General features: G+C 48.6%; 16 protein-coding genes. 5 read left to right on the top strand and 11 right to left on the bottom strand.

Annotated elements, in window-relative coordinates:
• Window positions 1–1,299: Na+/H+ antiporter NhaC family protein (locus tag IJ369_RS06380; RefSeq protein ID WP_290717348.1), on the top strand; the 1,299-nt coding region annotated here is incomplete at its 5' end.
• A 46-nt stretch (window positions 1,300–1,345) separates the two neighbouring features.
• On the opposite strand, the gene IJ369_RS06375 is transcribed toward IJ369_RS06380, so the two are convergent.
• Together IJ369_RS06375 and IJ369_RS06370 are read right to left on the bottom strand one after the other, a co-directional pair.
• Window positions 1,346–3,871: an FAD-dependent oxidoreductase gene (locus IJ369_RS06375; RefSeq protein WP_290717346.1), complete on the bottom strand. Its 2,526-nt coding sequence runs from the start codon at window positions 3,869–3,871 to the stop codon at window positions 1,346–1,348.
• Between the two features lie 167 nt (window positions 3,872–4,038).
• Window positions 4,039–4,422: a desulfoferrodoxin family protein gene (locus IJ369_RS06370; protein ID WP_290717344.1), complete on the bottom strand. Its 384-nt coding sequence runs from the start codon at window positions 4,420–4,422 to the stop codon at window positions 4,039–4,041.
• A gap of 252 nt (window positions 4,423–4,674) precedes the next feature.
• Between IJ369_RS06370 and IJ369_RS06365 the strand changes: the two genes are divergently transcribed.
• Together IJ369_RS06365 and IJ369_RS06360 are read left to right on the top strand one after the other, a co-directional pair.
• On the top strand, window positions 4,675–5,319 hold the full coding sequence (locus IJ369_RS06365) for a Crp/Fnr family transcriptional regulator (protein ID WP_290717342.1): 645 nt from the start codon (window positions 4,675–4,677) through the stop codon (window positions 5,317–5,319).
• Between the two features lie 15 nt (window positions 5,320–5,334).
• On the top strand, window positions 5,335–6,741 hold the full coding sequence (locus tag IJ369_RS06360) for a transglutaminase domain-containing protein (protein ID WP_290717340.1): 1,407 nt from the start codon (window positions 5,335–5,337) through the stop codon (window positions 6,739–6,741).
• Window positions 6,742–6,781: 40 nt separating this feature from the next.
• On the opposite strand, the gene spoIIID is transcribed toward IJ369_RS06360, so the two are convergent.
• From spoIIID to IJ369_RS06320, 8 genes are all read right to left on the bottom strand, one after another.
• Window positions 6,782–7,039 carry a sporulation transcriptional regulator SpoIIID gene (spoIIID, locus tag IJ369_RS06355; protein ID WP_290717338.1) on the bottom strand — a complete coding sequence of 86 codons (258 nt, stop codon included), beginning with the start codon at window positions 7,037–7,039 and terminating at the stop codon, window positions 6,782–6,784.
• Window positions 7,040–7,223: 184 nt separating this feature from the next.
• A complete protein-coding gene (locus IJ369_RS06350; protein ID WP_290717337.1) occupies window positions 7,224–8,078 on the bottom strand; it encodes a PfkB family carbohydrate kinase in 855 nt (284 codons plus the stop codon).
• A 15-nt stretch (window positions 8,079–8,093) separates the two neighbouring features.
• Window positions 8,094–8,603 carry a hypothetical protein gene (locus tag IJ369_RS06345; protein ID WP_290717335.1) on the bottom strand — a complete coding sequence of 170 codons (510 nt, stop codon included), beginning with the start codon at window positions 8,601–8,603 and terminating at the stop codon, window positions 8,094–8,096.
• Window positions 8,604–8,730: 127 nt separating this feature from the next.
• Window positions 8,731–8,895 carry a BtpA/SgcQ family protein gene (locus IJ369_RS06340; protein ID WP_290717333.1) on the bottom strand — a complete coding sequence of 55 codons (165 nt, stop codon included), beginning with the start codon at window positions 8,893–8,895 and terminating at the stop codon, window positions 8,731–8,733.
• A 60-nt stretch (window positions 8,896–8,955) separates the two neighbouring features.
• Window positions 8,956–9,519 (bottom strand): Maf family nucleotide pyrophosphatase, encoded by a 564-nt coding sequence (locus IJ369_RS06335; RefSeq protein WP_330612952.1) that lies wholly within the window; start codon window positions 9,517–9,519, stop codon window positions 8,956–8,958.
• Between the two features lie 176 nt (window positions 9,520–9,695).
• Entirely contained in the window at window positions 9,696–12,353 is a 2,658-nt protein-coding gene (gene adhE, locus IJ369_RS06330) for a bifunctional acetaldehyde-CoA/alcohol dehydrogenase (protein ID WP_290717331.1), read from the bottom strand.
• Window positions 12,354–12,590: 237 nt separating this feature from the next.
• Window positions 12,591–12,947 carry a hypothetical protein gene (locus IJ369_RS06325; protein WP_290717329.1) on the bottom strand — a complete coding sequence of 119 codons (357 nt, stop codon included), beginning with the start codon at window positions 12,945–12,947 and terminating at the stop codon, window positions 12,591–12,593.
• Between the two features lie 45 nt (window positions 12,948–12,992).
• Entirely contained in the window at window positions 12,993–13,931 is a 939-nt protein-coding gene (locus IJ369_RS06320; RefSeq protein ID WP_290717327.1) for a LysR family transcriptional regulator, read from the bottom strand.
• A 415-nt stretch (window positions 13,932–14,346) separates the two neighbouring features.
• Here IJ369_RS06320 and ilvB point away from each other — a divergent pair, with 415 nt between their 5' ends.
• Window positions 14,347–16,020: a biosynthetic-type acetolactate synthase large subunit gene (gene ilvB / locus IJ369_RS06315; RefSeq protein ID WP_290717325.1), complete on the top strand. Its 1,674-nt coding sequence runs from the start codon at window positions 14,347–14,349 to the stop codon at window positions 16,018–16,020.
• 3 nt (window positions 16,021–16,023) lie between these two features.
• The gene (gene ilvN, locus IJ369_RS06310) at window positions 16,024–16,566 is read left to right on the top strand and encodes an acetolactate synthase small subunit (protein ID WP_290717323.1); all 543 of its coding nucleotides are present in this window, start codon (window positions 16,024–16,026) and stop codon (window positions 16,564–16,566) included.
• A 45-nt stretch (window positions 16,567–16,611) separates the two neighbouring features.
• On the opposite strand, the gene IJ369_RS06305 is transcribed toward ilvN, so the two are convergent.
• Window positions 16,612–17,494: S-layer homology domain-containing protein (locus IJ369_RS06305; RefSeq protein WP_290717321.1), on the bottom strand; the 883-nt coding region annotated here is incomplete at its 5' end.

Raw genomic sequence — 17,494 nt, 5'->3', positions numbered from 1 at the left:
TTTTATCAGTTCCCCTCTGTAACAGCCATGTTCATCGCAGTGCTGTTCGCTTTTTGCATGGGGAAAGAAAGCATCAACGAAAAATTCTCTATCTTTGCCAGAGGCGCAGCCAATGAAAACTTGCTGACCATGCTGATGATCTACATTCTGGCAGGGGCCTTTGCCGGCGTTGCAGCCGCTATGGGCGGCAGAGACGCTACGGTAAATCTGGGTCTGAGCATCGTGCCTCCCCAATTTCTGGTGGCGGGTATCTTCATCATCTCCGCCTTTATGGGCACGGCCACAGGTACCTCCGTTGGTACGGTCAGCGCCATCATCCCCATCGCCGTTGGCGTGGGCGAAAAAGTCGGTCTGTCCGTTCCCCTTGTCATAGGGGCTTGCGTGGGCGGCGCCCTTTTCGGCGATAACCTGTCTATGATCTCCGATACGACCATCGCCGCCACCCGCACCCAGGGCTGCGAACTGAGAGACAAATTCCGCGTGAATTTCCTCATCGCCCTGCCTGCGGCAATTCTGACAACGGTGGTATTCCTCTTCATCGGCAGACCCGAAACGGTGACGGATATCGGTAATCTTTCCTTCGACATTGTGAAAGTCATCCCCTATATTGCCGTTCTGGCCCTGGCGCTGGCAGGCATGAATGTATTCCTGACCCTGATCATCGGCATTTTCAGCGCAGGCATCATCGGTATGATCTACAGCGACCTGACCATCTTCACCTTCGCCCAGAATATCTGGACAGGCTTCACCAGCATGAATGAAGTATTCTTCCTGGCCCTTTTCTGCGGCGGCCTTTCTGAGCTGATCGCCCACAACGGCGGCATCGTATGGCTCATCGAAAAGCTGGGCAGCATGATGAAAGGGCAGAAATCTGCACAGCTGGGCATTGCGGCCCTGGCTTCCGCTACGGACTGCGCCACAGCAAACAACACCGTTGCTATCATCATCAGCGGCAACATCGCCAAGGACATGAGCAGAGAATACAAGGTAGACCCCAGAAGAACAGCATCCCTGCTGGATATTTTCTCCTGTGTATTCCAGGGCATCATCCCCTATGGCGCACAGCTTCTGGTGGCGGCTTCCCTGGCAAACGCCACTCTGACAGACCCCAGCCTGACCATCACCCCCGTTCATGTGGTGCCTTATATGTGGTATTGCTGGATTCTGGCGATCTTCGGCCTGATCTCCATTTTCGTACCCTTCGCCGACGGCATCTGCCGCAAAGACCCCTGGAACTGGGAATTTGACGTGGCAGAAAGCGGCGTTGCGGAAAAGAAACATATGGCAGAATTGAAATAAAATAAAAAGAAGGACGACTCCGAAGAGTCGTCCATTTTTTATTCTCTTAGATAATTTCCTTGAATGTTTTCTGTGCTTTCACTGCGTCTGTCACCGCTGCCATGCGGGAAGTGTCGCCCAGCAGGATGGCGCCGCAGATGATATTGTTATGGAAATACAGTCTTTCCAGGGTCTGTTTCTTTTCATCCTTGATTTCCACTGTTTTGTAGGAAACACCGGGTTTTGAGCCCACATCGCCGATGGCGTAGAGAGCTGTACCCATGCCATGGAAGCTCATGCCGTTTGTTTCGGGTCTGTATACCAGCCCTTCGCCCGCTGCATTTGCGCCGGCGATACGGCCCATTTCGGAAGCCACAGGCCAGATAGTGATGTTTGCACCATCGTACTGGGCGCAGTCGCCTGCCGCATAGATGCCGGGAATGTTGGATTCCATGTTTGCATTAACGATGACTGCTCTGTCTGTTTCCAGACCTGCCGCCTTGGCAATGTCGATATTTGCTCGAACACCTGTGGAGATGATCACCAGATCAGCAGGGATCTTTTCGCCGCTTTCCAGCAGAATACCTTCCACTTTTTCTGTGCCGCTGATTTCTGCGATCTTCACGCCTGTCAGGATGGAGATGCCCTTGCATTCTGCAATATTTGTCAGCATCTTCACGGTTTCTGCGTCCACTTTGCCCGCCATCAGTACAGGCGCGCTTTCCAGAACAGTTACATCCAGTTTTGCTTTTCTCAGTTCCCATGCCGCTTCTAAGCCAAGGACACCGCCGCCGATGACAACGGCACTCTTTGCACCACGGGCCAGTTTATTCACCTTTTCCACGTCTGGAATGGTGCGGACAGCCGTAACCTGAGGCAGTTCTCTGCCCTTGATCGGAGGAACGAAGCTGTGAGAGCCCAGCGCGTAAATACATTTATCAAAAGGATATACGGAGCCATTAGAGAGGATGACTTCTTTTCTGTCCGCATCCAGACGTTCGACTTTACTGTCGAGCAGAAGCTCGATGTTGTTTTCTTTATACCATTCTGCGCCTACGCTGGCGATAGCGCCGCCACTGACTGCGCCAAACATGCGCTTTGTCAGCATGGGTCTGTCGTAGGGCAGTTCTTTTTCTTCGGAGATCATGGTGATGCTTGCTGCAGCATTTCTCATGCGGATATTTTTCGCCGCATTGAGGGCCGCTGTGCCGCCGCCCAGGATCACAAATCTTTCATCTGTATTCTGACGGAAGGAAGTTTCCTGACTTTCCACAGGAACGAAGTTTTCCGCGCCTACGCCGCAAACGGGGCAGGTTTCCACGGAAGAATCGAAAATTTCACCGCAAACCAGACATTTCACCAGAGTACCTCTTGCGGAGGGCTGTTTCTTTTCTTCGCCCTTCAGCAGTTTCAGGCCAAAGCTATAGCCAAATTCAAAGGCTTCTGCCAAGTCCTTTTCGGAGGGACGGAAACGTACACGGAAACCATCTACCACACGCAGGTTGATCTGTTTCAGTCTTTCGATGATGTGGGGAACACCCTCGCCGCTCCAGCCATAGCTGCCGAATGCAGAGGCCAGCTTGCCGCCGTGGATGGGAGGATACATACCTGTTGTCAGATCCCAGATAGGTTTCAGAGCTTCCTGCAGGATAGTGGGTGTGCCGAAGAGGATACCATCGGCTGCGCCAATTTCGCCGGCTACCACTGCTGCGTCTGCCGTTACCAGATCATACAGCTTTACGTCGATATCGCCGGCTTCCTTGATACCTTCTGTAATCTTGCCAGCCAGTTCTTCTGTATAGCCGTAAGCACTTACGTAAGGGATGACTACTGTAGTCTTATCGTTGGTGGGGATTTTGCACCATTCGTCATAGATGGCCAGCAGTTCGGGGATATGGCTATCCAGAACGGGGCCGTGGCCGGGACAGATCAGGTCGATATCCAGAGAACGAACCACCTTCAGGGCGTCTGTCATATAGGGCTGTTTGAAGGGGCCCAGGATGTTGTCGAAATAATATTTTGTGGCTCTCAGGTAGCCTTCATAATCTGTTACGGTGCTTCTCAGGATGCCTTCGTGGGCATAATGAGAACCAAAGGAGTCGCATGTCACCAGAGTTTTATCCTCTACGATATAGGTATACATGGTGTCAGGCCAATGCAGATTGGGCAGAACGAAGAATTTCAGTGTCTTGTTGCCGATCTTCATTTCGTCGCCGTCATTCACTGCGATGCTGTAGAAATCACCATTTACGATCTCTTTCAGGAAAGAGATGGCTGTAGGTGTGGCGATGATCTTCGCCTTGGGGTTTTCTTCGATCACGCGGACGATGGAGCCGGCATGGTCGGGTTCGGTATGGTCTACCACGATATAGTCGATGGTTTCGATATCCAGCTGTTCCAGCAGGGCTTCGCGGTAATCGCCGTAGAATTTTTCCTTCGCTGTTTCAAAAAGGACAGTCTTGTCACCGCATTTCAAAATATAAGAATTGTATGTTGTACCAAATTCTGTGTACATGATGATATCGAACACACGCAGGTCGCTATCCAGGATACCTGCCCAGTATAAATCGTTTTTCAGCTGTAAAGTCTTCATAGGATAACCCCTTTCACATATCAAAATTATAGGATTTTTTGTAAAAAAATAAAAGAAAGTGGCTAAGTGGCTATTATGTCATTGTAGTCAGTTTCTTTTTTTATGAAATAAGAGGGAAGGCTTTCCACCCTCCCCCTCAACGTTCTCTCTTTTATACTTTATTATGCTTATACTTCTTTGCTCCACAGACCGTGCAGGTTGCAGTATTCATAAGCCGCGATCACTTCTTCGCCTTCAGCCAGTGCAAAAACTACTTCGGGTGCGCCTGTGTGATCCAGATATTTCAGCTGGCCGCCCTGATTTGTATGCAGGTAGATCCATGCGATGTGGTGTTCTTCGATCATAGGATGTGCTACTTCGCCAACAACCACTTTTACTTCTTTTCCATTTACTTCAACAACGGGAACGTGTTTTTCGCCTGCGCCGTCGGATGTGTTTGCTTTCATTTCCTGCATTTTTTCGCCGCAGCACATTACGGGTACGCCCTTGTCTTCTACCATAACGATGATATTTTTGCAGTGGTTACATTTGAAAAATCTAGGTGCCTTCATAATTCGTTCCTCCTCTGAAAATGCTCTCTCTATTTTTGTCTCTCTCTTATTTGATAATTATTATTATTTAATACCTTATCTAAATTATATTCCCCCAGTAGGGATTTGTCAATAGGTTTCTGAAATATATTCTCAGTTTTTCTCTTTTCTATTCCCTATTTTCTTTTTGTTTTTCTCTTGCTTTTCTATGAGTTTATGATATCATATTCTCAATAAGAACTGTGTTGCAAATGCAACAGAATGGAGGAAAATATGAAAAATTTATCCAATAACGCCTTATTTGCGAATATTTCCTCTGAAAGCATCGAAAAAATGATCCCCTGCTTCGAAATGAAGAAGCGTTCTTTTTCCGAAAAGGATATCATCCCTACCCGCGATGGCGACAAGGAGTACATCTGCCTGCTGCTGGAAGGGGCTGTTTCCGTCAGCCGCATCAGCATCGACGGTTCCCTTGACCTGCTGGAATATCTGGAGGATACAGGGGTATTCGGCGATGCCTTCGCCTTCGCCAATCAGGAGGATGAATTCATCACCATCTGCGAAAAGGACTGCTCCGTCCTTTTTATTGAAAAGCACCACATCACAAAACGCTGCTCCAATGCCTGCCAGCACCATACCCAGGTGGTAGAAAACATGCTGCAGCTGATGGGCAGAAAAGTTGTTCTGCTGACAGAAAAGGTGGATATCCTGAGTCACCGCTCCATCCGCGGCAAGCTGATGAGCTATTTCCGCATCCAGAGCACAAAACAGGGAAGCCTGACCTTCCAACTGCCCTTCTCCCTGCTGAAACTGGCAAATTATCTCTGCATCGACCGCAGCGCCATGATGCGCGAGATCAGAAAAATGAAGGACGAAGAGATCATCGAACTGAACGGCAGAGAAGTGACTCTGCTATAAAAGGAGGTCTTTATAATGAAGAAAAAATATCTGGCATTCTTATTATCTGCAGCCGTTCTGACTGCCAGCCTGCCTTCCACAGCCTTTGCAGCCCATATGGTGCGGGGCAATCAGGATGTGGTATGGGTTTTCGACGGAGAAAACATCACCGCCGAAGGATTTCCTGCGGAATATAACGGCGATACGGTGTATATGTCCTATTGGCAGCATGACGAAAACTGGAGTGCCATCCCTTTCACAGGGCACGAATTTACAGCAAAAGTAAAAAACGGTAAGGCATCCTTCCGTCTGGATGGCAAGGAAAAGGATGGTCTGTATCAAATGAATGCCGAATTTGAATCCAACGGAACATTTATGACAGGCTTTCTAAAGGATGCCGGTTATTTCCGTATCGTCAACGGCGAAACTGCCCCCGCCCTTGCCCGTTATGAAGAAAAGAATCTGGAAGATTATACGAACCTCAGGGGTGACAGCGAAGCACTGAAGTTTGCCTTAGAGCCCTATTATACAGATAATGCAGCATCTCAGAAGATCATCGACAATAAGGCCGCAGAGATCACTGCCGGCATCACAGACCCTTACGAAAAAGCAGCAGCCATTTTTGAATGGGTCACCAACAATGTTGCCTATGCTGACAGCGGCTACAGCTCCGACCCTGTTACCGTACTGAAGGATAAAAAAGCGATCTGTGTCGGTTATACCAACCTGACCAACGCTCTGCTGCGTTCCGTTGGTATTCCTGCTCTTTTCACTTCCGGCGCTGCAGGACATACGCCAGAAAGCATGGTAGGCCACAGCTGGACCACGGCCTATATCGACCAGCGCCCTGTCATGATCGACAGTACATGGGGCTCCTGGAACACCTTTGAAAACGGTAAGTTCAACTGGAGGGACTATAATGCACCGCATTGGTTCGATGCCAGCCTCCATTCTTTCAGCCAAACCCATAATATCTGGGAATTTGATGGCACAACCAGCTACTATTATAAGGCAGAAATGCTGCCTGCCCCCCAAAAAGTATACGCATCTTCTGCAAAACTGCAGGTAAACGGAACGCCTGTCAGCGTAGGTGCCTATACCATCAATGGCAATACCTATTTCAAACTGAGAGACCTTGCTGCCGTACTGAATGGCACGGGAAGCCAGTTCAGTGTGGCTTATGACAATGCACTTTCTTCCATCACTCTGCAGGCAGGGGAAGCATATCTCCCTGTGGGTACGGAAGGAAAAGCTGCTGCTGCGCCTCCCGCTTCCGCATCGGAGAGCCTTTCTCCTCTGTTTATCAATGGGGAAAGATGTTATCCTACTGCTTATCTGATCCACGGAAACAATTACTTCAAGCTCCGTGATCTGGGTGATATTTTTGGTTTCTCCGTAGGCTGGGACAGTGCGACCAGCACCATTACTGTAGAAACAGAATAATTTACAAAGGCTATATCCAATTAGGATATAGCCTTATTTTTCATTTATTTTTACTGTGCAGGTATTTTTCCCTTGTCGCCAGACCGCCGCGAATGTGGCGCTCCGCTTTGTTTACTTCCAGCACCGCGCGGACAGATCTTGCCAGTTCCGGGTCGATGCGTTCTACTCTATCGGTAATATCCTTATGCACTGTGGATTTTGAAATTCCAAATTTCTTCGCCGTTTCTCTCACTGTCGCATTTGTGTGTATCATAAATTTCGCAACTTCGACCGCCCTTTCTTCGATATACGTCTTCAAACCAAGCACTCCCCTAAGTTTATCTTGGTTATGTATATGCTAAGGTTGGGCAGGATATGAAATGCCATCTTATATTAATTTTATGATTTTCATCCCCTCGCCCCGCAGAGTATGCTTCATTTCAGATACTATTCATTCAGATTTCATAGACATCAGAACAGCAAAAACCAACTGCCGCTTTTTCTCAGTCTTCGTAATGCACTCCGTATCCCCATGCGCCGTCTATGCCACAGATCTCCGACGCAAAGGCTGCGGCTGTTTTCAGACAGTCCGCGATATCTGCTGTTTTCCCCTCTTTCTTTGCAGAAAGGAAACTTACGAGAAATGCCGTCAGCAGGCTGTCCCCTGCGCCCATAGTATCTGCCATTTTTGCCACAGGGAGGGCCTCCTGCAGATAATACCTTTCGCCGTCAAAGGCAATACAGCCTTCTGCCCCGCGGGACGCACAGACAAAGGCAGGGCCAAGGGAATGGATCCACGCCAGTTTTTCACGGATTTCCTCTTCTGCCATATCGCTGCAGGAAAGGAAGGCAAAATCCACATTAGGCGCCACCATTTCGAAATATTCCTTTGTGGAATCATCGGAAAAGTCAAAACTGATGGGTACGCCTGCCCTGCGAATTTTAGGCAATTCTCTTTCTGTGAAGCAGTAATTGCCGCTATGCACCAGATCGAACTGGCGGATATATTCCAGATCGAAACGGCTCAGCACATAGCGCATATCCCCGCGGATGCCGCTTTCATTGCTTTCCAGAAAAACACGGTCGCCATCGATGACGGTATTCTTGGAGGCACCGTTTTCCCCGATGACCTGGATACATTTTACCAGTTCGATGTCTTCCGCCTGCAGAGAAGATATGACGTGCTCCCCTGCTGCATCATTGCCGAAAATACCCATATAGGCACTGCGTTCCGCGCCGAATTTCTTTGCATATACTGCAAAATTCACCGCATTGCCGCCGGGGTACATGATTTTCAGATGTTCATATTTATCTACGACATTGTCGCCAAAGCCCAAAACTTTTACAGGATATTTCATATCCACACCTCTTTCTCAATAGGGAATCTTGCCCATATATCTGCGATAATCCACATCATGGTCAAACACTTTGCCACGGGCAGAGCGCAGTTCACAGTTCATCGCATAGAACAGGACAGGATCCAGATAATCACGGACTGCAGGATCGATCACATCCATGCCGTATTCCATAGCATCCAGCACCATCAGGGCATCTGTATGAGTTTTCAGGAAATCTTCCGCTCTTTCATCCATAGGTCTGCATTTGCCGGAGGATTTCTGCAGGAAATAGAACACGCCCTTTTCTGTCACTTCGAAGGGGCCATGGAAATATTCGCCGCTGTGCAGATATGCACAATGCTGCCACTGCATTTCCATCAGGCTGCAGATGGCAAAGCCGTAGGTCTGGCTGAAGGTAGAGCCGGAACCAAGGATATACAAAAATTCATGTTCCTGACACAGGGCTGCAAAACGATCGCACAGTTCTGCCTGTACTTTCCCTTTCGCCGCCGCAACGATGGCATCCATTTTGCCGATGCCTTCCATCAGGGCGTCATAAGAAGCAAATGCTTCCTGAGCCGCCAGCAGTTCTGCTGCAATAGAAAGGCTGATGCCGCTGGGGATATCGCAGGTCTTCTGGTCATCGCCCCAGGGGTATACCCAACTGATCCATTTATCGCTGTCCGCCGTTCTGCAGTGCTTCCAGGTCTGCTTTCGCCTGAGCGATCACAGCGTCCATTCCTTCTCCTTTATAGAAAGGATCGCCGGGCAGTGCGCGCACATGCACCAGGCCAATGATCGGTTTTTCTGTTCCAAAAAGTTCTTTCAAAAAGGACATTTCTATTCCTCCTATTTTATATAGGTCGCAAAAAAATCACGTATGTCTCTATGATACGCATCACAGCAGCTTTTTCAATTCCTGATACACTCTGCCGATGGGCAGGCCGACCACATTGTAATAATCCCCTTCGATACCTTTCACATGGATGGCAAAATCCCCCTGGATACCGTAAGCCCCCGCCTTATCCATGGGGTCGCCGCTGGCGATATAGGCTTTGATATCCTCTTCGGAAATGGGATACAGGTATACGTCTGTTTTTTCCGCAAAGGTGATGCTTTCTGCCTGAGCCCCCACGCGGATGATGGTCACGCCGGTGTAGACCTGATGGCAATCATCGGAAATGCTTTCCAGCATGCCATAAGCATCCTGCGCATCCTTTGGTTTCCCCATGATCGTCTCGCCCTTGGCAACGATGGTGTCTGCGCCGATGACGATACATTCCTCCGTCTGCTGTTCCGCAATTTCCTTCGCCTTCTGCTGAGACAATTCCATCACCACCTCCGCAGGGCTTTCTTTCGTGATGATTTCTTCCCCTTTGGCAGGGATGATATCGAAAGGCAAACCAGTCTTTGCCAGTAATTCCTTTCTTCTGGGAGAGGCCGAAGCCAAGATCAGTTTCATAATATCCTCCTTTTTGTTGCTCTTTTTAAGCCCATTATATCATAAAAAAATAAATCCGACTGCGTATCGCAGTCGGACTTTTCACATTTGTATTTATGCCCCTCTTATCCTCTTATGTGGGCTGCGTCAGGCCGCAGCCCGTCATAAAAGGAAGGGCGGGTAAAGCAAACTACTTCTTATTTTTTACCATAGTAAGCATTCAGATACATTTCTCTGATTTCTGTCATCAGAGGATATCTGGGGTTGGTGCCTGTGCACTGGTCATCGAATGCTTCTTCGCACATGATATCCAGTTTGCCCAGGAATGTCTTTTCATCGATACCATGTTCTTTGATGGAGGATGCGATACCGATCGTTGCTTTCAGTTCTTCTACCTTAGCAACCAGAGCATCGAATTTTTCCTGATCGTTCTTACCGGGCAGACCCAGGTAAGCAGCGATTTCAGCATATCTCTGCAGTGTATGAGGATATTTGTACTGAGGGAATGTACCCATCTTTCTGGGAACTTCCGCAGCGTTGTATTTCATAACTTCTGTGATCAGCAGTGCATTGGCAACACCGTGCTGTACATGGTGATGTGCGCCCAGTTTATGTGCCATGGAGTGACATACGCCCAGGAATGCGTTCGCGAATGCCAGGCCGGCGATTGTGGAAGCATTTGCCATTTTTTCACGAGCTTCTACGTCATCTTTGCCGTATTTGTATGCTCTGGGCAGGTAATCGAATACCAGTTTTGCAGCTTTCAGTGCCAGGCCGTCTGTATAGTCTGTTGCCAGCATGGAAACATAAGCTTCCAGTGCATGGGTCAGCGCGTCGATACCGGATGCAGCTGTCAGGCCCTTAGGCTGTTCCATCATCATATCAGCGTCACTGATGGCGATGGTAGGCAGCAGAGCATAGTCAGCGATGGAGTATTTTGTCTGTGTTGTTTCGTCTGTGATGATGGCGAAAGGTGTTACTTCGGAGCCTGTACCGGAGGATGTAGCGATGGAAACCATGATCGCTTTTTCGCCCATCTTAGGGAATACATAAACTCTCTTACGGATATCTACGAAGCGCATTGCCAGGTCAGCAAAGTCGCATTCGGGATGTTCATACATGATCCACATGATCTTCGCTGCGTCCATCGCGGAGCCGCCGCCCACTGCGATGATTACGTCAGGCGCAAAGGCTGCCAGAGCTGCTACGCCGGATTTTGCACAGGTCAGGGTAGGGTCAGGAGTTACTTCAAAGAATGTATGGTGGGCGATGCCCATTTCATCCAGCTGATCTGTGATGGCTTTTGTATAACCATTCTTATACAGGAAGGAGTCTGTTACGATGAAGGCTTTCTTTCTCTTATAAACATCTTTCAGCTCTTTCAGCGCTACGCCCAGACAGCCTTTCTTGAAGTAAACTTTTTCAGGAGTTCTCAGCCACAGCATATTTTCTCTCCTTTCCGCAACAGTCTTGATCTGTACCAGCTGTTTGATACCAACGTTTTCGGAAACAGCATTGCCGGCCCAGGAACCACAGCCCAGTGTCAGGGAAGGAAGCAGTCTGAAGTTATACAGGTCGCCGATACCACCCTGAGAGGAAGGGGTATTGATCAGGATACGGCAAGTCTTCATAACTTCTTCGAATTTTCTAACTTTTTCAGGTGCTTTCACAGGGTCAACATACAGTACGGATGTATGACCGATACCGCCATCGATAACCAGACGTTCTGCGATCGCCAGACATTCTTCGAAGTCTTTGCCTTTGTACATCGCCAGGATAGGAGACAGTTTTTCATGAGCAAAAGGTTCGATGGTTACATCTACTTCGGAAACTTCGCCAATAAGGATCTTTACATCCTTGGAAACTGTAAAGCCTGCCAATTCTGCGATCTGAGCAGGGCTGCGGCCTACGATCTGGGCATTGATATTGCCTGCAGCATTCAGAATGATGCCGCGAATTTTTTCTTTTTCTTCTTCATTCAGGAAGTAACAGCCTCTTGCTGCAAATTCCTTCTTACAAGCGTCATATACTTTCTGTTCGATAACAACAGACTGTTCGGAAGCACAAATCGTACCATTATCGAATGTTTTAGAGTGGATAACGGAGTTGACTGCCATCAGCAGATCAGCTGTTTCGTCGATCAGAGCAGGTGTATTACCATTCCCTACACCAACTGCAGGTTTCCCGCTGGAGTAAGCAGATTTCACCATGGCAGGGCCGCCTGTTGCCAGAACCATGTCCGCATCTCTCATAACTTCCATGGACATTTCAATGGAAGGTTCATCGATCCATGCAATGATGCCTTCAGGAGCGCCGGCTTCAACCGCTGCATCCAGAACTACCTTCAGGGCTGCGATCGTACTCTTCTTTGCACCGGGGTGAGGAGATACGATCATACCATTTCTTGTTTTCAAGCAGATCAGAGATTTGAAGATCGCTGTGGAAGTGGGATTTGTCGTGGGGATAACTGCCGCGATAACGCCGATGGGTTCATAAATCTTTTTAATACCGAAAGCAGGATCTTCTTCCAGTACACCGCAGGTCTGAGCATCTTTATATGCATTGTAGATATATTCGGATGCGAAGTGGTTTTTGATGACCTTATCTTCTACAACACCCATCTTCGTTTCTTCCACAGCCATCTTCGCCAGTGGAATTCTCTTCTTTGTCGCCGCTGTTGCTGCTGCCAGGAAGATCTTGTCTACCTGTTCCTGTGTATAGGAAGCAAATTTCTTCTGGGCTTCTCTTACTTCTTCGATACGCATTTTCAGAGTTTCAACGTTGTATACGATTTCGGGTCTTGCGGGCTTTTTGATTTCTTCAGTCGGAGCTGCTTTTTTCTTGTTTTCTGCCATAATCGATTCCTCCTTCGTGTGTATCTGTAGTTCCTTTTTCGGGATCTTCCATTTCTTTTTTTGGATATGTACCGATAGAGCCATGCGTAAAATGGATAGCCACCTTCGCTGCAGCATCTGTTTACAGTGTCTTTCCACTTCTCATATAAGGAGAGCCGCAGATTCTTTCAGCACTTTTCTTGTTTCTGGCCCAATCGTAACATCATTTTTGCGCAATTTCAATAAAAACCGCTCATTTTACATCATACCGATTTCCCATTCGAGATATATCAAAAAAGATATGTGAATTTTCAGGAACAAATTTCCAAGACTTATGGACAAATCACAATTCCTTTTCTGTTTCAGCAGCTCCGAACTGGCATTTTTGCTCCATTTCCTCTCATATCCATATGATATATATGTGTTATCTGCATATTTTTTATCTGTTTTTCCAAAGAAATCACAGCATTTTGCCATATGTTTTCCTGAATTCCCTCCCCTCTTTTGGTCACAAAAAAGGCGCTCGCCCCGTCTTTCCCATCTTCCCTTGTCTATTTTTTTGCCCTCAAAATCGTTCTTTTTTTCACAGACTTTCCTCCGTTTTTTTCCAAACAAAAAAGCCACCAGAAAAACTGGTGGCTGCCATCCATTTTTGATATATCAGAAATAAACGCCGTATTCTCGGGTTTTTTCCCGCAGCATATCCAGAAAATCCTTTTCCGCCTGCTTCTGGATATGTCCCTCTTTAAAGATCATAACATCCTTCATATACTTGGCAAAGGCCCCGCATCTGAGCTGTACCAGCCCATATCTGTCCAAAATGGGCTGCGGGATGGGGGAAGACCACATATATGTATTGGGTACCGTGGCCAGGATATCGAACTGGCTGCCCCTTTCATAAGTATAAATGATCTTTCTGCCGCCCTGCTCTTCCCCTTCGTTCTCTTCTGTAATGCCGATATATTCCCCGTTGGGCAGCTTTCTATCCCCCAGGGCGACCTCGATGCAGCCTTCCAGCTGCTCATAAGAACGGATATGCTTATCGGCAATGATACTCTTTTTCGATGTGACCAGAAGATAATCGAATTCCAGGATCAGACGATGCTGCAGATTTTTCAGCTTCAGCAGAGACAGGTAATAGGACTCGTGAAGGGCATTATAGCGGATAATGCCGATGTCATAATGGAACTCCGTCACATTGCGGATGGTCTGCATGGAATTGGTCTCCTGGTAATGGATACGCATGGCTTCGCTTTCCTGCAGGGAAGCCACATAATCCGCAAAGACATCAGAAATATAGCTGGCTCTGGGCACAGAAAGGCGCAGGCTGACCCCTTTATTGGACAGTCTGGAATAGGAATTGGTCAGGGAATCTACCTGATACAGAATTTCTTTGGCTTTGGCGATAAAATCCTGCCCCTCTCTGGTGGCGACCACGCCCTTGGATGTCCTTTGGAAAAGGATGATGTCGAATTCCTTCTCCAGCTCCTTCACCGCACGGCTCAGGTTGGACTGGGCAATAAACAGCTTCTTCGCCGCAAGAGAAATGGAACCCTGCTTATCGATTTCGATAACATATTTCAGATCTGTCAAATTCATAGGTCATTCCTCCCTGCTGTTGTTTTGCATCTTAAAATCATATCCTGATTATATCACAGAAAGATGGCCCATGAAAGCACCGCCCTTCCACTTTGACGGAAATATGCGGAAAAACCTTGCACTTATCCCCAAATTGTGCTAAATTAAATACAATCACTATGTACAAAAGATAAAACAATTTGAAGAGGAAATCCATATGAAACACTTATTTGTATCCGAAAACCTGGTCGTTCTCCATGATGGTGTCCTGCTTGTCCCTGCAGCAACACCTTTCGAGTGATGCCCATTTTCAGATATTCGGTGTTTGTACAGGAATCTTTTCCTCATCCCGTCGTATCTATCCCGGCAGCCACTCGCTGCCGGATTTTTTTTACGAAAGATAAAATGCAGCAAAAGAAACAAAGGAGAGATGAATATGGAAATGACAGGTGCGCAAATTTTGATGGAGACCCTGCTGGAGCAGGGCACCGATGTAATTTTCGGTTATCCCGGCGGCACCGTTTTGGATCTGTATGAACAGATCTACCAGAACGAAGGACGTATCCGCCATGTCCTGCCCTCCCATGAACAGGGCGGTATCCACGCAGCTGATGGCTACGCCAGAGCCACCGGCAAAACCGGCGTCGTACTGGCCACCTCCGGCCCCGGTGCCACAAACCTGGTTACAGGCATCGCTACAGCTTATCTGGATTCTATCCCCCTGGTCATCATCACAGGGAACGTGCCTACCGACCTGATCGGTCAGGATAACTTCCAGGAGGTAGACGTTTTCAGCCTGACCTACGGCATCGTAAAGCATAGCTATCGCGTTGCCCGGGTGGAAGAACTGGCGGACGATATCCGCGAAGCATACGCCCTGGCAGGCTCCGGCAGACCCGGTCCTGTCCTCATCGACATCCCCAAGGATGTACAGCAGAAAAAGACCAAATTCACGCCCCGGCCCCCTGTAGAGCTGTGGCCCGTATCCTCTGAATATACCGCAGACGAAATCAAACAGGCAATGAAGCTGATGGAAAAAAGCAAACGCCCCGTCATCTATTGCGGCGGCGGTGTCATCACAGCCGGCGCAGACAAGGAAGTGATGGAGCTTTCCAAACGCTTGGATGCCCCCATCTGCTACAGCCTGATGGGTCTGGATGCCGTTGCAGCCAGCTTTCCCGCCAGCCTTGGCATGTCCGGTATGCATGGCCGCTACGCCTCCACAAAGGCTATCGCCGAATGTGACCTGCTGATCGCCGTTGGCGCCCGCTTCAGCGACCGTGCCGTTGGCAATAAGCAGAAATACGCAGAAAAAGCAAATATCATCCACATCGATATCGACCCTGCGGAAATCGATAAAAACGTGACCGTAGACCTGCCCCTCATCGGCGATGCGAAGGATATCCTTGGCAAGTTCCTGGAAGCCGTAAAAGGCAGCAAAAAGCCCGACTGGCAGGCAGCCATTGCAGAAATGCGCGCCTTTGAAGCATCCCACGAAACCCAGTATAACGGGGGACTGACTCCTTTCCAGATCATCGATATGGTAAGCGAAAAAATGCCCAAAGATACCCCCATCGTAACTGACGTAGGCCAGCATCAGATGTGGGTGGCTCAGCGCTACCCCTTTGAACAGCAGCGTACCTTCCTGACCAGCGGCGGCCTTGGCACCATGGGCTTCGGCATGGGTGCCTCCAATGGCGCCTGTATCGGCACAGGCAAGCGCACTGTCCTCTTCACCGGCGACGGCAGCTTCGCCATGAACTTTGCGGAGTTGGGCACCGCCGTAACGGAAGGTCTGCCCGTTATCGTTATCGTAATGAATAACCGCGTACTGGGTATGGTGCGCCAGCTGCAGGATTTCTTCAGCAGTGCCCATTATTCCCAGACGACCACCCATCGAAAAACAGATTTTGTGGCCTTTGCCAAAGCCATGGGCGCAGAAGGCTATCTGGCAGAAACACCGGAGGAATTCGCCCAGGCTATGGATCAGGCCTGCCAGGCAAACGGCCCTGTAGTCATCGAATGTACGATCGATGAAAACGATTTTGTTTATCCTATGGTGCCCACAAATAAATCCATCGATGAGATCATTCTGCAGGGAGGTCGTTAAGCTATGAAAAAATATATGATCGGTCTTTTAGTAAACAATAAATATGGCGTACTGACCCGTATTGCTTCCCTGATCGCCCGCCGCGGCTACAATATCGATACCCTGACCGTAGGGGAAACGGTAGACTCCAGCATTTCCCGTATGACCATCATGATCACCGGCACAGAGCACGACCGCGATCAGGTCATCAAACAGCTGCGCAAACTTCACGATGTCCATTTCGTAAAGGAAATGGTTCGCGACGCTTCTGTTTGCCGAGAACTGGTGTTGATCAAAGTAGCCACCAATAAGAACACCCGTCAGGAAATCATCGATGCAGTCAATGTTTTCCGTAATAAGATCATCGATTACAATGCGGAATCCATGACCATCGAGGTCACCGGGGAAACCACCAAGCTGGATGCCTTCATCGACCTGATGAAACCCTATGGCATTTTGGAAATGGGCCGTACCGGCGTCGTATCCCTGAAACGTGGGCAGGAATGTCTGGATGGGACAAACCTGAAAGAATTGAAAAAGCCCAAACGCAGCAGAAAAAAAGCATAAAATAACAAAAACACCTGGTTTTCTCCAGGTGTTTTTCTTTTTATCTTAATAGCAGGTATAAACCATTGTGCTGTGGCTGGAAAGATACTCCTTCGTATACTTACCGCCCCAATTCACCGCTTTATTGTAATTGCCTTCCACCACTGTCACATAATCGTCGAAAACCTCCAGAACAATAACAGAATGGGGCAGGTCTTTGATACGGATATGATCACCGGGCTTGATGCTGCTGAATACGGCATCATTCTGGGCCGCACTGCAGCCTTTGCCCATCTGGGTACCCTTTGCGGCATCAAAAGCGCCATAGCCGAATACATAATCCATAATGTACATCGCCAGCGCATAGCAGCCGGTGTTGGGGGTCTTCTGTCCCGTTACAGGATCAATATAGAAGAAACTGCCGTCAGTGCAGCTCATCCCCTGGGGATATTTCTTTCGCAGCTCATTGATACGATCCGCCACGGTGCTTTCCGTGGCTCTTTCGCCATTGACCAGCGTTTTTCCATTATATCTCACTACACCATCATCCGTAGGTGCTTTCAGCACTTCTCTGATCTGTCCGGTTTCCAGTTTTTTCACCCAATCTGCGCCAACAGCCTGCCCAGCGTTGGCAGTCACCAGCTTCTGCATACGGAAAAGGGCTACACAGGCCTGGCCTCTTGTGATCAGAGCGCTGCCATTGAAGGTGCCTTCACTATCCATGCCGGAAAGGCAGCCCAGCTCATATACTGTGGCAATGGCAAACTGATCGAATACTGTTGCATCGCCGTTGCCCAGGTCAGGGATCGCCGCTGCGGTTTTATTCCGCAGAGTCTCCTCGGAAGGAAGGGCAACATTCTGTTTCAGGAAATTGTACATGATGATGGCCATTTCTTCTCTATCCACCACCCCATTGACATAGCCTGCACGCCAGATCTCTCTGCCTCCT

Origin of the sequence: Anaerotignum sp. (genome assembly GCF_017483025.1) — a bacterium.
Taxonomy (GTDB): domain Bacteria; phylum Bacillota; class Clostridia; order Lachnospirales; family Anaerotignaceae; genus Anaerotignum_A.
This window is presented reverse-complemented; position numbering and strand designations above follow the sequence as displayed.